This window comes from Nonomuraea angiospora (assembly GCF_014873145.1).
Taxonomy (GTDB): Bacteria; Actinomycetota; Actinomycetes; order Streptosporangiales; family Streptosporangiaceae; genus Nonomuraea; species Nonomuraea angiospora.
On sequence record NZ_JADBEK010000001.1, the window covers coordinates 7,216,169 to 7,234,872 of the forward strand.

Annotated in this window: 17 protein-coding genes; 10 read left to right on the plus strand and 7 right to left on the minus strand. The window is 71.3% G+C overall.

Annotated features, from left to right (window positions below; translation table 11 throughout):
• Positions 1-4: 4 nt before the first annotated feature.
• Positions 5-1,324: a cellulose binding domain-containing protein gene (locus H4W80_RS32740; RefSeq protein WP_192788600.1), complete on the minus strand. Its 1,320-nt coding sequence runs from the start codon at positions 1,322-1,324 to the stop codon at positions 5-7.
• 118 nt (positions 1,325-1,442) lie between these two features.
• Positions 1,443-2,651, minus strand: a complete 1,209-nt coding sequence (locus H4W80_RS32745; protein ID WP_192788601.1) for an ROK family protein — start codon at positions 2,649-2,651, stop codon at positions 1,443-1,445.
• Between the two features lie 132 nt (positions 2,652-2,783).
• On the opposite strand from H4W80_RS32745, the gene H4W80_RS32750 reads away from it, so the two are divergent.
• From H4W80_RS32750 to H4W80_RS32785, 8 genes are all read left to right on the plus strand, one after another.
• Positions 2,784-3,836: a sugar ABC transporter substrate-binding protein gene (locus tag H4W80_RS32750; protein WP_225963804.1), complete on the plus strand. Its 1,053-nt coding sequence runs from the start codon at positions 2,784-2,786 to the stop codon at positions 3,834-3,836.
• Positions 3,837-3,891: 55 nt separating this feature from the next.
• On the plus strand, positions 3,892-4,866 hold the full coding sequence (locus H4W80_RS32755) for an ABC transporter permease (RefSeq protein ID WP_192788602.1): 975 nt from the start codon (positions 3,892-3,894) through the stop codon (positions 4,864-4,866).
• Positions 4,863-5,618, plus strand: a complete 756-nt coding sequence (locus H4W80_RS32760; RefSeq protein ID WP_185069121.1) for an ATP-binding cassette domain-containing protein — start codon at positions 4,863-4,865, stop codon at positions 5,616-5,618. The genes H4W80_RS32755 and H4W80_RS32760 overlap by 4 nt, the downstream gene beginning before the upstream one ends.
• 29 nt (positions 5,619-5,647) lie before the next feature.
• Positions 5,648-6,517 (plus strand): sugar phosphate isomerase/epimerase family protein, encoded by an 870-nt coding sequence (locus H4W80_RS32765; protein ID WP_192788603.1) that lies wholly within the window; start codon positions 5,648-5,650, stop codon positions 6,515-6,517.
• Positions 6,514-7,182, plus strand: a complete 669-nt coding sequence (locus H4W80_RS32770; protein WP_192788604.1) for a nucleoside/nucleotide kinase family protein — start codon at positions 6,514-6,516, stop codon at positions 7,180-7,182. Before H4W80_RS32765 ends, H4W80_RS32770 begins: the two co-directional genes overlap by 4 nt.
• Positions 7,183-7,327: 145 nt before the next feature.
• Positions 7,328-7,987, plus strand: a complete 660-nt coding sequence (locus H4W80_RS32775; RefSeq protein ID WP_192788605.1) for a DUF998 domain-containing protein — start codon at positions 7,328-7,330, stop codon at positions 7,985-7,987.
• Positions 7,988-8,024: 37 nt separating this feature from the next.
• Entirely contained in the window at positions 8,025-8,399 is a 375-nt protein-coding gene (locus H4W80_RS32780; protein WP_192788606.1) for a YciI family protein, read from the plus strand.
• Positions 8,400-8,456: 57 nt separating this feature from the next.
• The gene (locus tag H4W80_RS32785; protein WP_192788607.1) at positions 8,457-9,713 is read left to right on the plus strand and encodes an RNA polymerase sigma factor; all 1,257 of its coding nucleotides are present in this window, start codon (positions 8,457-8,459) and stop codon (positions 9,711-9,713) included.
• A gap of 24 nt (positions 9,714-9,737) precedes the next feature.
• Here the strand turns inward: H4W80_RS32785 and H4W80_RS32790 are convergent, their stop codons facing one another.
• Together H4W80_RS32790 and H4W80_RS32795 are read right to left on the minus strand one after the other, a co-directional pair.
• Complete coding sequence (locus H4W80_RS32790; RefSeq protein ID WP_192788608.1) at positions 9,738-11,306, minus strand: DUF1593 domain-containing protein; 1,569 nt, start codon at positions 11,304-11,306, stop codon at positions 9,738-9,740.
• 212 nt (positions 11,307-11,518) lie between these two features.
• On the minus strand, positions 11,519-12,664 hold the full coding sequence (locus H4W80_RS32795; protein ID WP_192788609.1) for an FAD-dependent oxidoreductase: 1,146 nt from the start codon (positions 12,662-12,664) through the stop codon (positions 11,519-11,521).
• A gap of 54 nt (positions 12,665-12,718) precedes the next feature.
• On the opposite strand from H4W80_RS32795, the gene H4W80_RS32800 reads away from it, so the two are divergent.
• Both H4W80_RS32800 and H4W80_RS32805 read left to right on the plus strand, forming a co-directional pair.
• Positions 12,719-13,324 (plus strand): TetR/AcrR family transcriptional regulator, encoded by a 606-nt coding sequence (locus tag H4W80_RS32800; RefSeq protein ID WP_192788610.1) that lies wholly within the window; start codon positions 12,719-12,721, stop codon positions 13,322-13,324.
• A gap of 176 nt (positions 13,325-13,500) precedes the next feature.
• Entirely contained in the window at positions 13,501-13,707 is a 207-nt protein-coding gene (locus H4W80_RS32805; protein ID WP_192788611.1) for a cold-shock protein, read from the plus strand.
• 60 nt (positions 13,708-13,767) lie between these two features.
• On the opposite strand, the gene H4W80_RS32810 is transcribed toward H4W80_RS32805, so the two are convergent.
• From H4W80_RS32810 to H4W80_RS32820, 3 genes are all read right to left on the minus strand, one after another.
• Positions 13,768-14,907 (minus strand): alpha/beta hydrolase family protein, encoded by a 1,140-nt coding sequence (locus tag H4W80_RS32810; RefSeq protein ID WP_225963805.1) that lies wholly within the window; start codon positions 14,905-14,907, stop codon positions 13,768-13,770.
• A 75-nt stretch (positions 14,908-14,982) separates the two neighbouring features.
• Positions 14,983-16,836, minus strand: a complete 1,854-nt coding sequence (locus H4W80_RS32815) for a zinc metalloprotease (protein ID WP_192788612.1) — start codon at positions 16,834-16,836, stop codon at positions 14,983-14,985.
• 71 nt (positions 16,837-16,907) lie between these two features.
• Positions 16,908-18,692, minus strand: coding sequence for an ABC transporter ATP-binding protein (locus H4W80_RS32820; protein ID WP_318787174.1), 1,785 nt, complete (start codon positions 18,690-18,692; stop codon positions 16,908-16,910).
• Positions 18,693-18,704 lie beyond the last annotated feature (12 nt).

Consider the following 18,704-nt stretch of genomic DNA (forward strand, 5'->3'; position numbering starts at 1 on the left):
CGGCCTATGAGCAGGTGATGCCGGTCGGGCCGGCCGTGGACGGGCCGTTGGCCTGGTAGCCGAAGGTGGCCGTCGCGCCCGCCGCGAGGCTCGTGGCCCAGGTCGGCGCCTTGATCGTCCACGTGGCGCCCGACGACGTGACGGTGGACCCCCAGCCGTTGACGAGGGTCACGCCGGGCGGCGCGGTCCACGTGATCGTCCAGTTGTTCCAGGCCGTGGTGCCCGTGTTCTTCACGGTGACGTTGGCCGTGAAGCCGCCCTGCCAGGAGCTGGCGACCTGGTGGCTCACGTCGCAGGAGACGCCGGTGCCGCCCGTGGGCGTGACGGTGGGGGTCACGGTCGGGGTGACCGTCGGGGTCGGCGTGGGCGTGGAGGTCGGGCCCTGTGAGGTGGTGTAGGTGACCTTGGTGTACGCCGCGCCGCACGGGCTGCAGGCCGTCGGCAGCGAGAAGCTGTACACGCGCCCGCCGTTGATCAGCGTGTCCGTGGCGTCCCGCACCCGGATCTGGAACTGGCCGGCTCCCGACGTGGTCCCGCCGATGACGTAGGACTGGCCCATGTCGCCGTTCATCTGGGCCGGCTGCCAGGCGCCGTTGGCGTAGTACTCGACGCCGTGGATGCCGTTGGCCAGGTGCGAGACGGAGATGGCCGGCCACCAGACCTGGGCGCCCTGCATGAACCCGATGTTGATGTCGCCGCTGTAGTTGGGCGCGGGGACGAACGACCAGGTGACGTGCCGGTTGTTCCAGTGGTTGGGGTACATGTCCCCGATCGCGCCGCCGTTCTTCACGAACCGGTTGAGCGAGTCCTTGGACAGGTCCAGGTGGTAGGGGTCGTCGCGGCACCAGCCGTTGGAGTCACCGCAGCTGTCGGCGACGAGCATGGTCAGCTTCGCGCCGTTGTAGGCGTCGGAGACCCAGGAGCCGTTGCGGCAGAACGCCTGGTTCGGCGCGCCGTCGTTGGTGCCCGTGCAGTAGTCGCTGATCTCGACCTGCACGTAGCGGCCGCAGTTGAGGCCGTTGTTCCATGACCCGGCCTTGCTGAGGTTGGCTCCCGTCAGCGGCCGGGGGTAGAAGGCGTAGTCGCCGGGGGTGTTGTAGACGTTGAGCGCGACGAAGTCCTGCGAGTCGAGGTTCGCCTGGGGCAGCCCGCAGCCGCCGTACGGCGCGCCGAGTCCGTCGAAGTAGGTGGCGTTGCCGGTCACCGGGCCGGGCGGGTCGCTGACCGCGCCGGCGGACTGTTCGGTCAGGGACACGAAGGCGCAGAGCACGACCAGGAAACCGGGAAGCAGGATGGCCGGCAACCGGCGACGAACGTAACTCATCGGACTCCCAACCCAGAAAGGTTCGGATCGACTCTTTCCGCGGAGCTACGGCCGGTCAAGGGCGGGCGATCGCGACCTGGGCGAACACGCCGGTAAGCCTGTAACTTTCATCGGCCCGCTATGCCACCGCGCCGTCCACGAGCTGCTGGACCCGCGCGGGGGTGTAGATGCCGTCGACGAGCAGCTGCGCCAGGCCGAGCACGCCCGCGTGCGGGTCGAGGTCGCTGCGCACGATCTGCAGGTTGCGGGTGGCCAGCGGGAGCGAGCGCCGGTAGACGATCTCGCGGATGCCGGCGAAGAGCTGCTCGTCGGTGTGGGCGAGCTGGCCGCCGATGGCGATGACGCGCGGGTTGAACAGGTTGACCGTGTCGGCGATCGCGCCGCCGAGGATGCGGGCCGCGCGCCGGGCGAGCCGCACCGCGACGAGGTCGCCGCTGCGGATCAGGCGTACGGCGTCGTCCACGGTGGTCACGTCGCGGCCCGCCTCGCGCAGGTCGCGCACGATGGCCCAGCCCCCGGCGTACGCCTCGACGCAGCCCGCGTTGCCGCACCGGCAGATGGGCGGCTCGGCCACGTCGTCCACCGTGACCTGGATGTGGCCGACGTCGCCGGCCGCGCCGTCGGCGCCGCGGTGCACCTTGCCGCTGGCGATGAGGCCGGTGCCGACGCCGGTGCCGATCTTGAGCATGAGCAGGTGGGGCACGTCCGGGTAGCGCAGTCGCTGCTCGCCGTACGCCATGGCGTTGACGTCCTTGTCCACCAGGACGGGGCAGTCGAAGCGGGAGCGGAACCAGCCGGGGATGTCGTAGCGGTCCCAGCCGGTCATGATCGGCGGGCTGACGACCCGTCCGGTCTCGAAGTCCACCGGGCCCGGCACGTCGAGACCGATGCCGAGCACCTCGCCGGGCTTGCGCCTGGCCGCGGCGAGGACCTCGGTGAACAGCTCGTCCACGATGGTGAGGATGGCCTGCGGGCCCGCCGTCACCTCGGCGCGGACCTCGCGCTCGGCCCGCACCTCGCCGGCCAGGTCGCACACGGCGGCCCGCAGGCCGGTCGCGCCGATGTCGGCCACCAGCAGCACCCCGCGGTCGCGGTTGACCACGAACTGGCCCGCCGGGCGGCCGCGGGTGCGCGCCTCCTCCTCGGCGGGCATCAGCAGGCCGGCCGCGAGCAGGCCGTCGAGCCGCTGGTTGACGGTGGTGCGCGACAGGCCGGTGTGGCGCATCACGTCGGCCTTCGTCAGGCCGTCGGGAGCGTCGCGGAACAGGCTGAGGATCTCGCCTGAGCTGGCTCCCCGCCACACGCCGGGCAGGCTCGGTGCATCCATAGGGGTCACTCTAGCTATGTCTCCCACTAGACGGAAGTTAGCCATGTTTCGACATAAAAAGTCGAAAGGGGTGTTGCAATCTAACGGAAACACTGGTTACGGTCATGCCATCGACGCTGAAAGGGGCATCCGATGATGGCCAACACCCGAGGTCGCCGCACCGCGGCCCTCAGCGCGGCTCTCGCTGCGGGCGCGCTCGCGCTGGCCGCCTGCGGTTCCGGCGAGACCACCGGGGCCACCCCCGCGGCCGGGGAGGCGGGCACCGCGGCCCCCAAGATCGCCGCGGTGATCAAGGGGCTGGACAACCCGTTCTTCCAGACGATGAAGCAGGGCATGGACGACCAGGCCGCCACCGCCAAGGTGCCGGTCACGGTCCAGGCGGCCAACGCCATCACGGACACGACCGGCCAGGCGGACAAGCTCAACGGCCTGGCCGGGCAGGACTTCTCCTGTTACGTGGTCAACCCGATCTCCGGCACCAACTTGGTCCAGGGCCTGGCCCAGCTCTCCGCCCAGAACAAGACCGTGGTCAACATCGACAGCCCGATCGACGCGGCGGCGGCCAAGAGCGCGAACGTCAAGCTCGCGACGTACATCGGGACCGACAACGTCGAGGCCGGCAAGACGGCCGGGCAGCGCATGACCGAGCTGCTGGCCGACGGCGGCAACGTGGCGGCCATCGGCGGCATCGCGGGCGACGTGACCAGCGGCGCCCGGGTCGAGGGCTTCCAGCAGGGCCTCGGGCCCAAGGTCAAGATGGTGCAGACCGTCGCGGCCAACTGGGAGCGGCAGACCGCGCTCACCGCCGCCACCGACGTGTTGCAGGCGCACCCCGACCTGGCCGGATTCTTCGTCGCCAACGACGACATGGGGCTGGGCGTGGCGCGCGCCGTCGCCAACGCGGGCAAGGCCGGCAAGGTCAGGGTCATCAGCGTCGACGGCATCAAGGACGCGCTCAACGCGGTCAAGGCGGGCACCCTGGACGGCACCGTCGCCCAGTACCCGTACGCGATCGGGCTGATGGGCGTGGAGGCGTGCCAGGCGGCGGCGGCCGGCAAGACGCTGCCCGCCAGCGTCAAGGCCCCGGTCGAGCTGGTCACCAAGGACAACGCGGACAAGGCGCTGGCGGCCACACCCAAGCCGTTCGGCAGCTACGACGACCCGTTCGCGTCCCTCATCAAGTAGCGCCTACGCCGTCCTGCCCCGGCCGTCCGGCCCGGTGGGACGAGGAGTGACAGACATGGCAAACGCAACGCTCGCGGCCCGCGACGGAGAGCACTGGGCCGCGAAGCTGAAAGACGTCGGGTTCTGGGCGGAGTGGGCGGCCCTGGTCGGACTGGTCGTCCTGGTGATCGTGTTCCAGGCGCTCAACCCCACCTTCCTCAGCCCCGGCAACATCACCTCCATGCTGCTGGCCGCCGCGATCCTGATCGTGCTGGCCGTGGGCCAGACGTTCGTGATCGCCACCGCCGGCATCGACCTGTCGATCGCCTCGGCGATGACGCTGGGCGCGGTGGTCTTCGGCCAGGCGTACACGGCGCAGTGGGGGCTGGCGCTCTCCTGCGTGGCGGGCGTGCTCGCCGCGGCGTTGGCGGGCCTGGTCAACGGCATGCTCACCGCCTGGGGGAAGATCGCGGACTTCATCGTGACGCTGGGCATGCTCTCGGCGGCCTCCGGTCTGGCGCTGATCCTCTCCGACGGCAAGCCGGTCACGATCATCGACCCGGCGCTGCTCGCCCTGTCCACCGGGCGGGTGGGGATCTTCGGCTACTCGTTCCTGATCGCGATCGCGGTCGCGATCGTGGCGCACGTCGTGCTGTTCCACACCAGGTTCGGCACCCACGTGCTGGCCACCGGCGGCTCGCCGGAGTCGGCCAACGCGATGGGCATCAGCACCCGGCGGATCAAGATCGCCGTCTACACCATCAGCGGCGTGCTGGCCGGGGTGGGGGCGCTGCTCCTGGTCGCCCGCGTCGGCGCGGCCGAACCCGCCTCCAACACCTCCTTCCTGCTCAACTCCGTGGCCGCGGTCGTGCTCGGCGGCGTGAGCCTCTTCGGCGGGCGGGGCACCATCATCGGCCCGGTCATCGGCGCGCTGCTGCTGGTCGCGCTGGTCAACGGGCTGACCCTGCTCGGGGTCTCCCAGTTCTACCAACCGCTGGCCGTCGGCGTCGTCGTGGTGCTGGCCGCCCTGCTCACAAGGTTCCAGCGATGACCGAGAACGGCACTCCCCTGCTCGAGACCCATGACGTCTCCCTGGCCTTCGGCAGCGTCCGCGCGCTGGCCGACGTCTCCCTCACCCTGCGCCGTGGCGAGATCACCGCGCTGGTCGGCGACAACGGCGCGGGCAAGTCCACCCTCGTCCGCTGCATCTCCGGCATCCACCGGCCGCAGAGCGGGCGCATCGTCTTCGACGGCGCCGAGACCGACTTCCGCTCCCCCGAGGACGCCCGCGAGGCGGGCATCGAGACCGTTCACCAGAACCTCGCGCTGGTGGAGGACCTCACGGTGTGGCAGAACCTGTTCCTCAACCGCGAGATCGTCCGCAGGTTCGGCCCGGTCGCCCTGCTCGACCGGCGCGCCATGCAGGCCCGCGCCCGCGAGATGGTCTCCACGCTCGCCGTCAACGTGCCCGCGGTGAAGTCCCGGGTGCGCCGGCTCTCGGGCGGCCAGCGCCAGGCGGTGGCCATCTGCCGCGCCGCCGGGTTCAGCTCCAAGCTCGTGATCATGGACGAGCCCACGGCCGCGCTCGGCGTGCAGGAGACCGCCCGGGTCGAGGAGCTGATCCTCAGACTCCGCGACGAGGGCCACGCGGTCCTGCTCATCAGCCACAACTTCGCCCAGGTCATGCGGCTCAGCCAGCAGGTGTGGGTGATGCGGGCCGGGCGGTGCGTGGGCGGGCGGCGTACGGCCGAGACCACCGGCGAGGAGATCGTCGCCCTGATCACCGGCGCGCTCAGCAACTGACTCACGCCCCAGAAAGGCAACCCATCCAGATGACCACCAATCCCATCGGCGTCCACGCTCTCGTCTGGGTCGGCGACACCGGCCCGGCCTCGCTGGCGTACGCGATCGACAAGACCAAGGCGACCGGCTTCGACCTGCTGGAGATCTCGCTGCACGACTCGCCGAACCTCGACGTCGCGGCGGCGCGCGAGGCCCTGCGTACGGCGGGGCTGGGCGTGGCCTGCTCCCGCGGCCTCGCCTTCGACGCCGACGTCTCCAGCGACGACCCGGCCGTGGTCGAGCGCGGCGAGAAGCTGCTGCACGACTCCCTGGCCACCACCCGCGAGCTCGGCGGCACCCACTTCACCGGCGCGCTCTACAGCGCGCTCGGCAAGTACGGCCGCCCGCTCACCGAGGCGGGGCGGCGCAACGTGGTCGCGGTGCTGCGCCGGCTGGCCCAGGAGGCGAGCGGCCACGGCATGACGCTCGGCCTGGAGATCTGCAACCGGTACGAGACCAACGTCATCAACACCGCCCGGGACGCCCTGCGGCTCGCCGACGACATCGGCGAGGACAACGTGCTGATCCACCTCGACACCTACCACATGAACATCGAGGAGGACGACCTCGTACGCCCCGTGCGCGAGGTCGGCGACCGGCTGGGCTACGTCCACATCGGCGAGAACCACCGCGGCTACCTCGGCTCCGGCCACCTGGACTTCACCGCGTTCTTCCACGCCCTGGGCGACATCGGGTACCAGGGGCCGATCACCTTCGAGTCGTTCTCCTCGGCGGTCGTGATGGAAGGGCTCTCCAACGACCTGGCCATCTGGCGCAACCTGTGGGACGACGGCGAAGACCTCGCCCGGCACGCCCGCGCCTTCATCGCCGGCCGGCTCCACACCAGCCGAGCCCGATGAACCTGGACGACCTCCTCGCCCGCGCCCGTGCCTGGAGCGGCCGGCGGGCCCTGCTGGGCATCACCGGCGGCCCCGGCGCGGGCAAGACCACGCTCGCGGTGACCCTCACGCGCCTGCTCCGTCAGGAGCCGCCCCCCGGCCTCACCCCCGACTGGGTGGCCCACGTCCCGATGGACGGCTTCCACCTGGCCGACGTCGAGCTCGACCGGCTCGGCCGGCGCGAGCGCAAGGGCGCCCCCGACACCTTCGACGCCGCCGGCTACGCCGCGCTCCTGCGCCGCCTGCGCGAGGACGAGGAGGACGTGGTCTACGCCCCCGCCTTCGAGCGCGACCTGGAGCAGCCCATCGCCGGCAGCATCCCGGTCCCGCGCGCCGCCCGCCTGATCATCACCGAGGGCAACTACCTCCTGCTCGACGAGGGCGACTGGGGCCGCGTGCGGCCCTGGCTGGACGAGGTCTGGTACTGCGATCTGGACCACGCCGAGCGCGTGGACCGGCTGGTCACCCGGCACATCCGCTTCGGCAAGCCGCCGGAGCACGCGGTGAGCTGGGTGGCGGAGGTCGACCAGCGCAACGCCGATCTGATCGCCACCACCAAGCCGAAGGCCGACCTGATCGTCCCCGACGCCGTCATCCGGTCGATCGAGCATCCCGGGGGCATGTGAGCGGCTGATACCTCCGGCACGGGCCGGATGCTTGCCGGATAAATCTTGAAAAAACTTCCGGGCGCGTGTCGAAAACGCCTCCCCCCGTTCGCAGCCTGTCCAGAGGGCCGGACGGACCGGCCCCGCCGACGCGAGGTTGACGACCATGACCCGGCAGCTTGCCCACTCCACCGCCCGCCCCCTCTCCACCCATCGCCTGCTCCTCGGCTGCGGCGTCGTCGCCGGCCCGTTCTACGTGATCGTCGCCCTCGCCCAGGCGTTCACCCGGCAGGGCTTCGACCTGGCCCGCCACCCGTGGAGCTTTCTCGCCAACGGCGAGCTCGGCTGGATCCAGACCGCCAACTTCGTCCTCACCGCCCTGGCCACCATCGCCGCCGCCGCCGGACTGCGCCGCGCGCTGGCGCCCGGCCGGGGAGCCCGGTGGGCGCCGGTCCTGGTCGGCGCGTTCGGCGCCAGCATGATCGGCGCCGCGATCTTCCCCGCCGACCCCGCGATGGGCTTCCCCGCCGGGACCCCGGAGGGCCCGGGCGTCGTCACCCTGTCGGGTACCCTGCACCTGGCCGCCGGCGGCGTCGGGTTCCTGTGCCTGGTCGCGGCCTGCTACGTCATCGCCTCCCGGCAGGCCCGCGAGGGCCGCGCGGGCTGGGCCCTGTACTCCCGCGTCACCGGCACGCTGTTCCTCGGCTCGTTCGTCGGCATCGCGAGCGGGGGCGGCGTCGTCTGGGCCAACCTGCTGTTCGTCGCGGGCATCGTGGCGGTCTGGAGCTGGCTGTCGCTGCTGTCGCTGGACCTCTCCCGCGCCTGACCTTCCCTCCCCACCCATAGAGAAAGGAAATTTCACCATGCGCTACCTGGTCACCCTCAGAGTCGCCGCCCAGCCCGACGGGCCGCCGCCGGCCGAACTCATGGAGGCCATCTTCAAGCTCGGCCAAGAGGCCACCGAGGCCGGAGTCATGCTCGACAACAGCGGCCTGGCCCCCAGCTCCGAGGGGGCGCGGGTCGAGGTGAGCGGGGGCCGGCTGACCGTCAGCGACGGGCCGTTCGCCGAGGCCAAGGAGCTGATCAGCTACGCACTGTACGAGGTCAGGAGCAAGGAGGAAGCCGTGGAGTGGACCACCCGCTTCGTCAAGCTGCACCGTGACCTGTGGCCGGGATGGGAGGGCGAGTCGGACGTGCTGCGGCTGTTCGGGCCCGAGGACTTCGCCCCACCGGCCTGACCCTGCGCCCATCCGGCCGCGGCCGTGCGCCGCGGCCGGATGCGGTATGCAGGACGCATGACGGCAGCCGATTCGCACCGGGCGGTGGAGGCGGTGTGGCGGATCGAGTCCGCCCGGGTCATCGCCGCCCTGGCCCGCATGGTCAACGACATCGGGCTGGCCGAGGAGCTGGCGCAGGACGCGCTGGTGGCCGCGCTCGAAGAGTGGCCGCGTAAGGGCGTACCCGACAATCCGGGCGCCTGGCTGACGCTCACCGCCAAGCATCGGGCCATCGACCAGTTCCGCCGCCGCGACACCTACCAGCGCAAGCTGCAGGAGGTCGGCCGGGACATGGAGCTGCGCCAGGAGTCGGCGGAGGCCGAGCTCGACGACGCCCTCGACGACCACATCGGCGACGACCTGCTCCGCCTGATCTTCACCGCCTGCCATCCCGAGCTACCCGCCGAGGGCCGCCTCGCGCTCACCCTTCGCCTGCTCGGCGGCCTGTCCACGGCCGAGATCGCCCGCGCCTTCCTCGTTCCCGAGCCCACCGTCGGGCAGCGCATCTCGCGGGCCAAGCGCACCCTCGCCGACAAGCGGATCCCGATCGAGCTGCCGCCGCCCGCCGAGCTGCCCGCCCGGCTGGCCTCCCTCCTGGAGGTCATCTACCTGATCTTCAACGAGGGGTACGCGGCGACCGCCGGCGACGACTGGATCCGCCCGTCGCTGTGCCAGGAGGCCATGCGCCTCGGCCGCGTCCTGGCCGGGCTCATGCCTGCCGAGCCCGAGGTGCACGGGCTGCTCGCGCTCATGGAGATCCAGGCCTCGCGCATCCCGGCCAGGACCGCCCGTGACGGCTCGCCCATCCTGCTGCTCGACCAGGACCGCAGCCGCTGGGACCGGCTCCTGGTCCGCCGCGGCCTGGACGCGCTGCGCCGCGCCGAGGAGCTGGGCACGCTCGGGCCGTACGGGCTGCAGGCGGCCATCGCCGCGTGCCACGCCCGCGCGCTCACCCCGGAGGCAACCGACTGGGAACGCATGGCCGCCCTCTACCGGCTGCTGGCCCACCTCACGCCCTCACCGATCGTCGAGCTGAACCGGGCGGTGGCGGTCGGCATGGCGTACGGGCCCGAGCGCGGCCTGGAGATCGCCGACGGCCTCCGGGACGAGCGCGCCCTGCGGGAGTACGCGCATCTTCCCGCTGTCCGCGGTGACCTGCTGGCCAAGCTCGGCCGGGCCGAGGAGGCGGCCGAGGAGTTCCGGCGCGCAGCCGGGCTGACCCGGAACGCGCGCGAGCGCGACCTGTTCCTGGAGCGCGCCGCCGCGCTGTCATAGGCGCCGTGCGGAACCCGAGCCGGGTCATTTCACGGTCACGATGATGCGCTGGTAGGCGGTCAGCGCCGGGCTGCCGTCGTCCTTCACCTCGACGATGATGTGGATGGTGCTCCCCGGCCGCGCGTCCGCCGGCACGGTGAAGCTCGCCTTCGAGGAGTGGCGCCCCGGCGCCGCGCCCTCTTCGGTGGTGATCTCGACGGCGCCCTGGTGGCTGCCCGCCTCCTGGTACTGCCACCAGCGGGAGCTGAGCGCGTCTCCGTCGGGATCGGTCGCCCTGGCGGAAAGGCGCACTTTCTGCCCGGGCCGCGCGGTGAGGTCGCGGCGCCCGGCCGGCAGGGTGACCTCGGGCCGGTGGTTCGCGGCGCGGTAGTCGGGCGTCACGCTCCATCTCAGGCGCGCGGCGAAATCGAGCTGCGCGGCCTCGAACCAGCGGGCCGCCGGATAGTCGGCCGGCGCGTTGCCCTGCGGGTCGTGGTCCACGGCTCTCGAAGCGAGCCATTCGGACGGATCGTCGGGGTTCTGCTCCTGGCGGCCGCCCCATCCGCCGTAGCCGCCCTTCTCGTAACCGCGCAGACCGTTGTCCACGAGGTTCATGAAGTTGGAGGTGTCTCCTTCGGAGATCCAGGAGCCCTTTTCCTGGATGGGCATCCAGATCTTGTAGCCGCGTGCGCGTAGCTCGTCCTCGCCCAGGTAGGACAGGCCGAAGTGATCCCAGACGTCGCCCTGCACCATCTGCTTCCCGTCACCCCAGATCCGGTACAGCTCGCCGAAGGGCCCCTTGCCGGACACGTTCTCCGCCGTCCACTGGGCCGACAGGTATTTCGCGTGCTCGGGAAGGACCGTGCGGCGGGCGAAGTAGCCCCAGATCGTGGTCGCCACGTCCCGTGCCTCGATGTCCGGCCAGTTGGGGGCGATGTAGTCCTGATAGGTGGCGTCTTGTGAGCCGAACTTGGTGATGATCGCCTTTCGGGACACCTCACGGCGGACGCGGTCCCACCGGGGCGTTCCCTCGTACTGCTCCTGGATCGATTTCAGCGCGCGGGCGATGGTGCTCGTGCCTCCCCACGCCTGCAGGTAGACGGGGCCGCCCTTGCCGTCGAGCAGAACGTCCTTGATGAGGTTCGATCCCGGGGTCTCCTTGGAGATGTCCCCTTCGAACTCGACGTTGCCCACGCGGATCTTGGAGAACAGGCTGCGGGGGTCGGGGTAGTCGCGGTCATGGCGTACGAGGTTGGGATAGACCTCGGCGTACGCCTTCACCGCGGTGTGGATGAACTGCTCGTCCCGCGCCCACCGCCACGACGTCTGCGGGGTGGTGTATTCCCGGCCCGGCAGGAAGAACTCCGTCCCCTTGCCGTCGCCTTTCCAGTGGAACCGGCTGCTGGCGTAGACGAGCCCCTCGGTCGTCACCTCATTGCTGTAGAGCAGGTATCGGATCAGCGAGTTGGCGTCGTCGAGTTCGGGGTCGGCGGTGACGATGGTCCTCGGCCGGGGGCTTTGGGTGACGGCTTCGGCCGGGGTCGCCGTCAGGCCCGCCGTGACCGTGAGCAGTAAGAAGGTCCCGAGAGATCTGCGTATCCACTGACGTGCCATGCTCTCTCCTGCCGCGCAATGTCCTGTTATGAATATCTATTCACAAGCGACTGGACATTATTCACGTTACGGAGCGTGCGCATTCATGTCAATGGCGGCCGGCCTCACGCCCCGCCGGTGGACCGCGCACCTGCCCACGCCTGCCTCAGTGAGCAGTTGGCCAGGTCTGATGCCGCCATATAACGTTACGAACCCAAGCCGAAAAGGGGTCGCTAGGCGTGCCAGAGGGCGGCGAGCTGCCGGGTGGCCAGGCGGGACGGGACGGCGCGGAGCAGCGCGTCGCGCAGCCAGGCGGCGATGCCGGTCCGGGAGGTCAGCCGCGACTGCCGGGACGCCGCCCGCATGATGCGGTTGGCGCTGGGCCTGCGCTCGGCGTCGTAGCGCAGGAGCCGCCCGGCGACGTCGGCCGGCTCGGCGCCGGTCAGGTGGCGGGCCAGCGCGGCCGCGTCCTCGAAGGCCTGGCTGGCGCCCTGGCCGAGGTCGGGGGGCATGGCGTGCGCGGCGTCGCCGAGGAGCGCGATCCGGCCGGCCGCGAACGAGGGCAGGGGCCCGGCCAGGCAGGCGATCGGGTCGACGTAGACGTCGCCGGGCGGGGTGGCCTCGATCAGCGCGGTGACGAGGGGGTGCCAGTCGGCCATCAGGGCCAGCATCCGCCGGCGCGCCTCGGTCGCGTCCGGCGGCGTGCCGTCCAGGGCGGAGTCGGTGAACCAGTAGAGACGGTCCTCGCCGACGGGGAACAGCCCGAACATCGCCCCGCTGCGGCGGTCGACCAGCTGGGCGGCGAGCAGGTCCGTGGCCAGGCCGGCCGGGCGGGGCAGCATCCCGCGCAGGTCGAGCCGGCCGGTGCGCCGTAACCCGGGGTGACCGGGGAAGAGTTGTGCGCGCAGCTTGCTGCCGATGCCGTCGGCCACGATCACGGCGTCCGCTCTCACGACGGGGCCGCCGTCGCCGATCACGCTCACCCCGGTGGCGTCGGGCTCCAGACGCTCGACGGAGGTCCCGGTACGCACCAGGTCGGCGGGCAGCGGCGCGCGCAGCGCCCGGTGCAGCTCCGCCCGGTCGAGGATGGCGGGCGTCCCGACCTCCTGCTGCGCGCGGGCCAGGTCGGTGATCAGCAGCGGCCGTCCGCGCCAGTCGCGCAGCCCCCCGGTGGTCGCGTGCATGACGTGCCCGCGAACCTCGCCGGCCAGCCCCACCGCGTCCAGCGCGCGAAGCCCGTTGGGCATGACCACGATCCCGGTGCCGGCCTCCCGGAGCTCGGCGCCCCGTTCGAGAACTGTCACCTCATGACCCAGGCGGTGCAGCCCCACCGCGGCCGCGACTCCTCCGAGCCCGGCGCCGACCACCACGACCCTCATGAGACCTCCCATTCACTACGATCGTACTAGTACGGTTATTGGTATCATGGCCGCATGCCGCCCACGAATCCAGCCCGTCGCCAAGCCCTGACCGATGCGGCCATCGAGCTGCTGGCGTCGTCGGGCGCGCACGGGCTGACCCATCGCGCGGTGGAGAAGGCGGCGGGCCTCCCGCCGGGCACGGCCTCCAACTATTTCCGCAGCCGGGAAGCCCTGCTGGTGGCCGCCGCGGAGCGCATCGTCGAGCTGCATCACGCCGACACCGACCGGGCCGTCGAGCGACCGGCGACCCTGGTCGACCTGCTGGCGGAATCGCTGCTCACAGCGGCGACCACCCTGCGCCACCGCTACCTGGCGATCTTCGAACTGCGGCTGGAGGCAGCGCGCCGGCCGGTGCTCGCCTCGGCGCTCGCCGGCCTGGAGGACGCGGCGGTGCCGGTCACCGCCGGGCACCACGACCAACTCGGCCTCGCCATCCCGCGCGAGAAGATCCCCGCCATGATCGCGCTCTATGGAGGTGCGCTGTTCACCCTGGTCAGCGCGCCGCCGGGGAGCGTCAGCAGGGACGCCGTCCGGAACGTGGCGCAGGTCATCCTGTATGGTTGTACGGAGGAAAAAGGTCAATCCGGGGCAAAAACTATCGGGGGCTCCGGCCAATAAAAAAATGACTCCTCACGCTGCACCAGAAGCGTGTGATAGAGTGGCCCGAGTTGCAGTTGCGGTACCCATGAGGACTTTGTGCGCGCCCGACGGAATACAACCTTCGGGCGCGTTTTGTTTGCCGGTCATTTCCGGATGGGCTCATGGTTTCCTGCACTTATCTAAAGGAGATCTACATGGCTACCGGAACCGTGAAGTGGTTCAACTCTGAAAAGGGCTTCGGCTTCATCGCGCAGGACGGCGGCGGCGCCGACGTCTTCGCGCACTACTCCAACATCGTGTCCAACGGCGGCTACCGCGAGCTGACCGAGGGCCAGAAGGTGTCCTTCGACATCGTTCAGGGCCAGAAGGGCCCGCAGGCGGAGAACATCGTCTCGGCCTGACGTAGCGGCGCACGTCCGAAAACGGGCTCGCACCCAGCTGGGTGCGGGCCCGTTTTTTTCTCAGGGATTCTGGAACTCCACCTCGGGATCGGCGGCGGACGGGCCGTCCAGCAGCGGCTGGTGCTCGCCGCGTAGCTGCTGGTCGAAGAAGGCGCCCACATAGGCCGTGGTGATCTCGCCCGATCGTTCGCCCGAGAGCGGGGCGGTGGGGTCGACGACTCCGGCCTGCCCGCCGAGGATCGGCAGGTCGATGAAGGTGAAGTGCCCGGAGCCGGCGACCGTCAGCCAGCGCTTCCAGCCGTCCAGCCGCTGCCAGGCCAGCGGCCAGGTCGTGTCGACGGTGTCGGGCGAGTGCTGGGCCTTGGTGCCGAGCATGAGGAAGGGCCGCTTGCCGAGCCCGGACCGCGGGACCGGCGCGAAGAACGAGCCGTCCATGTCCACCCCCGCGCGGATGCGGCGGTCGGCGGCCATGGCGACGGCGGCGGCGTTGCCGCCCAGGGAGTGCCCGGCGGCGCCGATCCGCCTCGGGTCGACCATCTTCCAGCGCTTCCAGTGGGTCAGCTCGCCGAGCACGAAGGAGAGGTCCGCTCCCCGGCCTTCGGCGGCCTTGGCCATCAGTTTCTTCTCCGCCTCGTCGGAGGGGGCCCGCTCGATCGCCTCGCAGGCGAGGCAGGTCAGGGTGCGGCCGCCGGGGAAGGCGGTCCCGTACGACTCGTAGGCGTGGTCCACGAGCGCGACGACGTACCCCTTGGACGCCAGCTCCTCGGCGAGCGTCGTCAGGGTGGCGCGGTTGAGCGTGAAGCCCGGCGAGAGCAGCACCAAGGGGTGCCTGCCGCCGATCGGGCGGGCGCCGGAGCGGGCGTTCACGCGCACGCCGGCGAGCTGCTCGGCCTCGAACCTGGTGTCGAGCCTCAGCCCCTTGAGCAGGAGCCGGGCCTCGTCGAGGGTCATGTACGGGGCGGGGCTGCCGCCGGTCGAGGCGGGGTAGTACATCGACACCATCAGCTCCCGCCCGTCCGCGGTGGGCACCCACGGGTCGGGACGCTTCCTGTCGACGAGGTGCAGGGTGTCGCGCCCGACCGCGTACTGCCCGGTGGGACGGGGAATGGAGAGGGCTTCCGCGGCGGCGGAGGCCGCGGAAGCCGGAAACACGGCGCCCAGCAGGGCGACGATCGCGATCGCAAGACGGGATCTCATCATGGGCAGGAGCGTAGGAATGACGCCTCTGTCGCAGACACTCCCGAAAGGCCCGTTGACCCCCTTACTTTCGTCAACCTATTCGCCGGCGGCGCTCCGGTACTCGGCGGCGAGGGCGATCGTCTGCTGCGCGGTGTACGGGTCGAAGGTGCGCAGCGCCCGGGCGTCCAGGCCGGCCAGGAGCCGGGCGGCCCGCTCGGGGTCTCCGTCGCGGCGGACGTACTCCTCGTCCTGGAACCGGATCGACGGGCGGGCGGCGTCGAGCGCGGCGGTCCGGACGATCGCCGCCACGACCGGGTCATGGCTCCCGGTCTCGGCCTGGCGGCGCTCGCGTACCCCTTGCAGCGCCTCGCCCGCCGAGGCGAGGGCGTCGGTGCCGCCGAGGGCGAACCACGCGCCCACCTCCGACGCGTGCAGCACCTCGGCGTCGCGCTCCTCCGCCACGCCCTGCGGGGGCGTGATGCGCACGCGCAGCGGCTCGCCGGTGACCACCCACTGCACGGGCTCGCCCGCCGGGTCGCGGGCGGGGAGGCCGAGGACCGGCGTGATGTCGTATTCGCCGGGTTCGGCGAAGGTGAAGCCGGCCGAGCCGAAGGTGAGGTTGAGGTTGTTGCTGATCGCCCCGCCGGGCGGGATGGTGAGCGTCGCGGTGGAGTCCATGGCGGCCATGCACCGCTGGGCGATCGGGGTGAACGCGGTCGGGTCCGCCGGCGGGTCGCTGCGGCGGCGCACCAGGATCTCCAGCGGGCCGGCCTTCGGGTCGAGCACCCAGCGCTCCACCTCCAGCTCCGCCGCCGTGCGGTTCTCCAGGGTGACCTTGAGGAACACCGGCTGGCCGAAGGCGAAGACCGCCCCGGAGTCGGGCGCGGCGAGCGTCAGCCGGTAGCCGTCGAACGGGATCTCGGGCGCGTACGGCGAGTGCCCACCGCCCCCGTCGGCCCAGTAGCGGACCGAGTGGAAGGGCTCGCCCCCAGGGATCAGCGCCGTCAACGGCCCGTGCCGGAGAAATGTCAGCTCGTCGGCGTCGAAGGTGAAGCCGAACTCCCGCCAGTAGTCCTGCTCGTGCCCGCCGCCCAGGTATCGCCAGTCGTAGTTCATGAAGGAGGTCGAGTCGGCCCGGCCGACCACGCGCTCGAAGCGGTGCGCGAGGTTGAGCGCGTGCCCGAGCTCGTGCACGATGGTCCTGATGATCTTCTGATCCCTGGTCGCCCCCTGGAACCCGGCCGTGAAGACCGCCGCGCCCTGCCGCTGGAGCAGCCCTTCGGCGTCGAACATCACGCCGGCCAGCCCGGGGATGGCCGCCCGGGACAGCAGGAGCAGATGCAGCTCCCACGCCCTGGCACGCAGCGACGCGTCGCCCGTGATGAGCATGAGATCGCTCAGCATGGTGTAGAGCAGCGAGTCGTCCCAGGCCCCGGCGATCCCGGCGGGGATGGGGCTCTGCCGCCCGACGTCCTTGACCGCGAACCCGGCGGCCCGCAGGCAGCCGTTGACCGTGCGCTCCACGCCCTGGAAGATCACCGGGCTCGGCGCCGGGACGTTCTGCTCCAGCTCGATCTCCAGGCCCAGCTCGCGCAGCGCGTCGTCCTTGCGCTCGACGGGCACGACCACCTCGGTCTGAGTGGGCAGCCCGTTCAGCGGGGCGTCGAGGACGAACGTGACCGACCCGCCGTCGGCCTGCGCCGCCTGGGCCAGGGCCAGCGACCCCGTCGTCTTGCCGGCGGGAGCGGCCTGCCAGATCGCCGGCCACGTCCCGTCGTCGAGCGCGACCTTGGTGCCGGGCGCGGTGCGCGCCGACGCCAGGTATGCCTTCCGGCCGTCCGCCGCGACCTGGAACACGTCCGCGCTGATCACCCCCGAGCCGTCCGCGTCAACCCGCAGCGTGACCGAGATGCCGCCGCTCTGCCCCTCGTAGCGCCCGTCCCTGATCATGGGATCTCCTCGATGTCGAATGCACCGTTCCAACGATGGGGCACGACAGGCCGGGACCGCATGAGTATCCCCTACTCAACCGCCGCCTGGCCGACGGAGGCGATGGAGCGGTCGTCGTCCACCAGGAAGCCGCCGGACTGGTGCCGCCAGAGCCGGGCGTACGGGCCGTCGGCCTGGAGCAGCTCGGCGTGGGAGCCCTGCTCCACGACGCACCCCCGGTTGAGCACGACCAGCCGGTCCATCCGGACGACGGTGCTCAGGCGGTGGGCCACCACGAGCGCGGTGCGGTCGCGCATCAGGTGCCACAGGGCCTCCTGGACGAGGATCTCGCTCTCGGAGTCGAGGGCGCTGGTGGCCTCGTCCAGCAGCAGGATCGGGGCGTCGCGCAGGATGGCGCGCGCGAGCGCGAGGCGCTGCCGCTGGCCGCCGGAGAGCTTGACGCCGCGCTCGCCGACCAGGGTGTCGAAGCCGTCCGGCAGGGACTCGGCGAACTCCGTGACGTGCGCCGCCCGCGCCGCCGCGAGGATCTCGGCGTCGGTGGCGCCCGGCCGGGCGAAGGCGATGTTGTCGCGCACCGACCGGTGGAACATGGCGGGTTCCTGGGGGACGTACGCGATGAGGCTGCGCAGGTCGGCCTGGCGCAGCCGGGAGATGTCCTGGCCGCCGATCAGGATCCGGCCCGCGTCGACGTCCATGAGGCGCAGCAGCAGCCGGGTGAGGGTGGTCTTGCCGCCGCCGGACTGGCCGACCAGGCCGATCTTGGTGCCGCTGGGGATGTCCAGGTCCAGTCCCTCGAACAGGGGCGGGGCGCCGCCGTGCGAGAACCTCACGTGCTCGAAGCGCACGCCCGAGTCGGCCGGGCGCAGCGGCAGCGGGTCGGCGGGGTCGAGCACGGTCGGCGGCACGAGGAGCAGCTCGGTGAACTGGGCGGCCTCGGTGAGCACGCTCTCGATCCGCCGGTAGATCTGGTTGAACTCGAACATGATGCTGATCGCGCTCGTGTAGTAGGTGAACGTCACCACGATGGCCTCCACGCCCAGACCGCCCCGCAGCATCACGGCGAGGAGCAGGCCGACGGCGCTGGTGAGGACGGAGATCGGGGCGACGACCGTGTCCACCCGTAGATTGCCGTAGTCCCAGGACCGCAGCGCCAGCCGCTGCTGCTCGGCGATCCTGGCACGGTGCTCGGTGGCCTCGCGGTCCTCGGCGGCGAACGCGCGGACCGTCTCCATGTTGGCCAGCACGTCGGCGACGTGGCCCGACACCAGCACCCTGGCGGCCTCCCGCTCGTCGACCAGCGCCTGGCGACGGCGGATCAGCGGGGCGACGAGCACGCCGGTGACGATGATGAGACCGATGAGGACGAGGACCAGCAGCGGGTGATACTGCCACAGCACCACCGAGGCGAAGGTCAGCGGCACCAGCTTGGCCATGATCGAGAAGGTGAGCGTGTCGGCGAAGTCCTCGAACCGGGAGGAGAAGCCCAGCACCCGCTTGGTCAGCGAGCCGGCGAAGTTGTTGTGGAAGAACGCGGCGTCCTTGGTCAGCAGCTCCTCCATGCCCACCACGCCGAGCCGTTCGATGCCCCGGGCGTCGGTACGGTTGAGGAAGTGCAGCCCGATCCGCCACAGCACCTCGCCCGCCAGTAGCAGCGCGCCGAAGGCGAGCACGTACGGCAGGAGCTCGGCGACGCCGCCCTCCTCGCCCGCGGCCAGGCGCCCCACCAGCCCGGCCACCGCCAGCGGCGCCAGGTAGGACAGGCAGATGTTGCCCAGCGCCGGCATCGTCAGCGCGGTCAGCGCGACCCACCGCTGGCGGACCAGCTCACCGCCGTAGTAGCGCAGTGCCAGCAGCACCGCCGACCTTCG

Bases quoted from the DNA above. Each gene is read 5' to 3' on its own strand.
- H4W80_RS32785 (WP_192788607.1), top strand. From the start codon at position 8,457: ATGACGGCAGCCGATTCGCACCGGGCGGTGGAGGCGGTGTGGCGGATC.
- H4W80_RS32815 (WP_192788612.1), bottom strand. From the start codon at position 16,836: ATGATCAGGGACGGGCGCTACGAGGGGCAGAGCGGCGGCATCTCGGTC.
- H4W80_RS32780 (WP_192788606.1), top strand. From the start codon at position 8,025: ATGCGCTACCTGGTCACCCTCAGAGTCGCCGCCCAGCCCGACGGGCCG.
- H4W80_RS32800 (WP_192788610.1), top strand. From the start codon at position 12,719: ATGCCGCCCACGAATCCAGCCCGTCGCCAAGCCCTGACCGATGCGGCC.
- H4W80_RS32770 (WP_192788604.1), top strand. From the start codon at position 6,514: ATGAACCTGGACGACCTCCTCGCCCGCGCCCGTGCCTGGAGCGGCCGG.
- H4W80_RS32790 (WP_192788608.1), bottom strand. From the start codon at position 11,306: ATGGCACGTCAGTGGATACGCAGATCTCTCGGGACCTTCTTACTGCTC.
- H4W80_RS32775 (WP_192788605.1), top strand. From the start codon at position 7,328: ATGACCCGGCAGCTTGCCCACTCCACCGCCCGCCCCCTCTCCACCCAT.
- H4W80_RS32745 (WP_192788601.1), bottom strand. From the start codon at position 2,651: ATGGATGCACCGAGCCTGCCCGGCGTGTGGCGGGGAGCCAGCTCAGGC.
- H4W80_RS32805 (WP_192788611.1), top strand. From the start codon at position 13,501: ATGGCTACCGGAACCGTGAAGTGGTTCAACTCTGAAAAGGGCTTCGGC.
- H4W80_RS32755 (WP_192788602.1), top strand. From the start codon at position 3,892: ATGGCAAACGCAACGCTCGCGGCCCGCGACGGAGAGCACTGGGCCGCG.
- H4W80_RS32795 (WP_192788609.1), bottom strand. From the start codon at position 12,664: ATGAGGGTCGTGGTGGTCGGCGCCGGGCTCGGAGGAGTCGCGGCCGCG.
- H4W80_RS32810 (WP_225963805.1), bottom strand. From the start codon at position 14,907: ATGATGAGATCCCGTCTTGCGATCGCGATCGTCGCCCTGCTGGGCGCC.
- H4W80_RS32760 (WP_185069121.1), top strand. From the start codon at position 4,863: ATGACCGAGAACGGCACTCCCCTGCTCGAGACCCATGACGTCTCCCTG.
- H4W80_RS32740 (WP_192788600.1), bottom strand. From the start codon at position 1,324: ATGAGTTACGTTCGTCGCCGGTTGCCGGCCATCCTGCTTCCCGGTTTC.
- H4W80_RS32765 (WP_192788603.1), top strand. From the start codon at position 5,648: ATGACCACCAATCCCATCGGCGTCCACGCTCTCGTCTGGGTCGGCGAC.
- H4W80_RS32750 (WP_225963804.1), top strand. From the start codon at position 2,784: ATGATGGCCAACACCCGAGGTCGCCGCACCGCGGCCCTCAGCGCGGCT.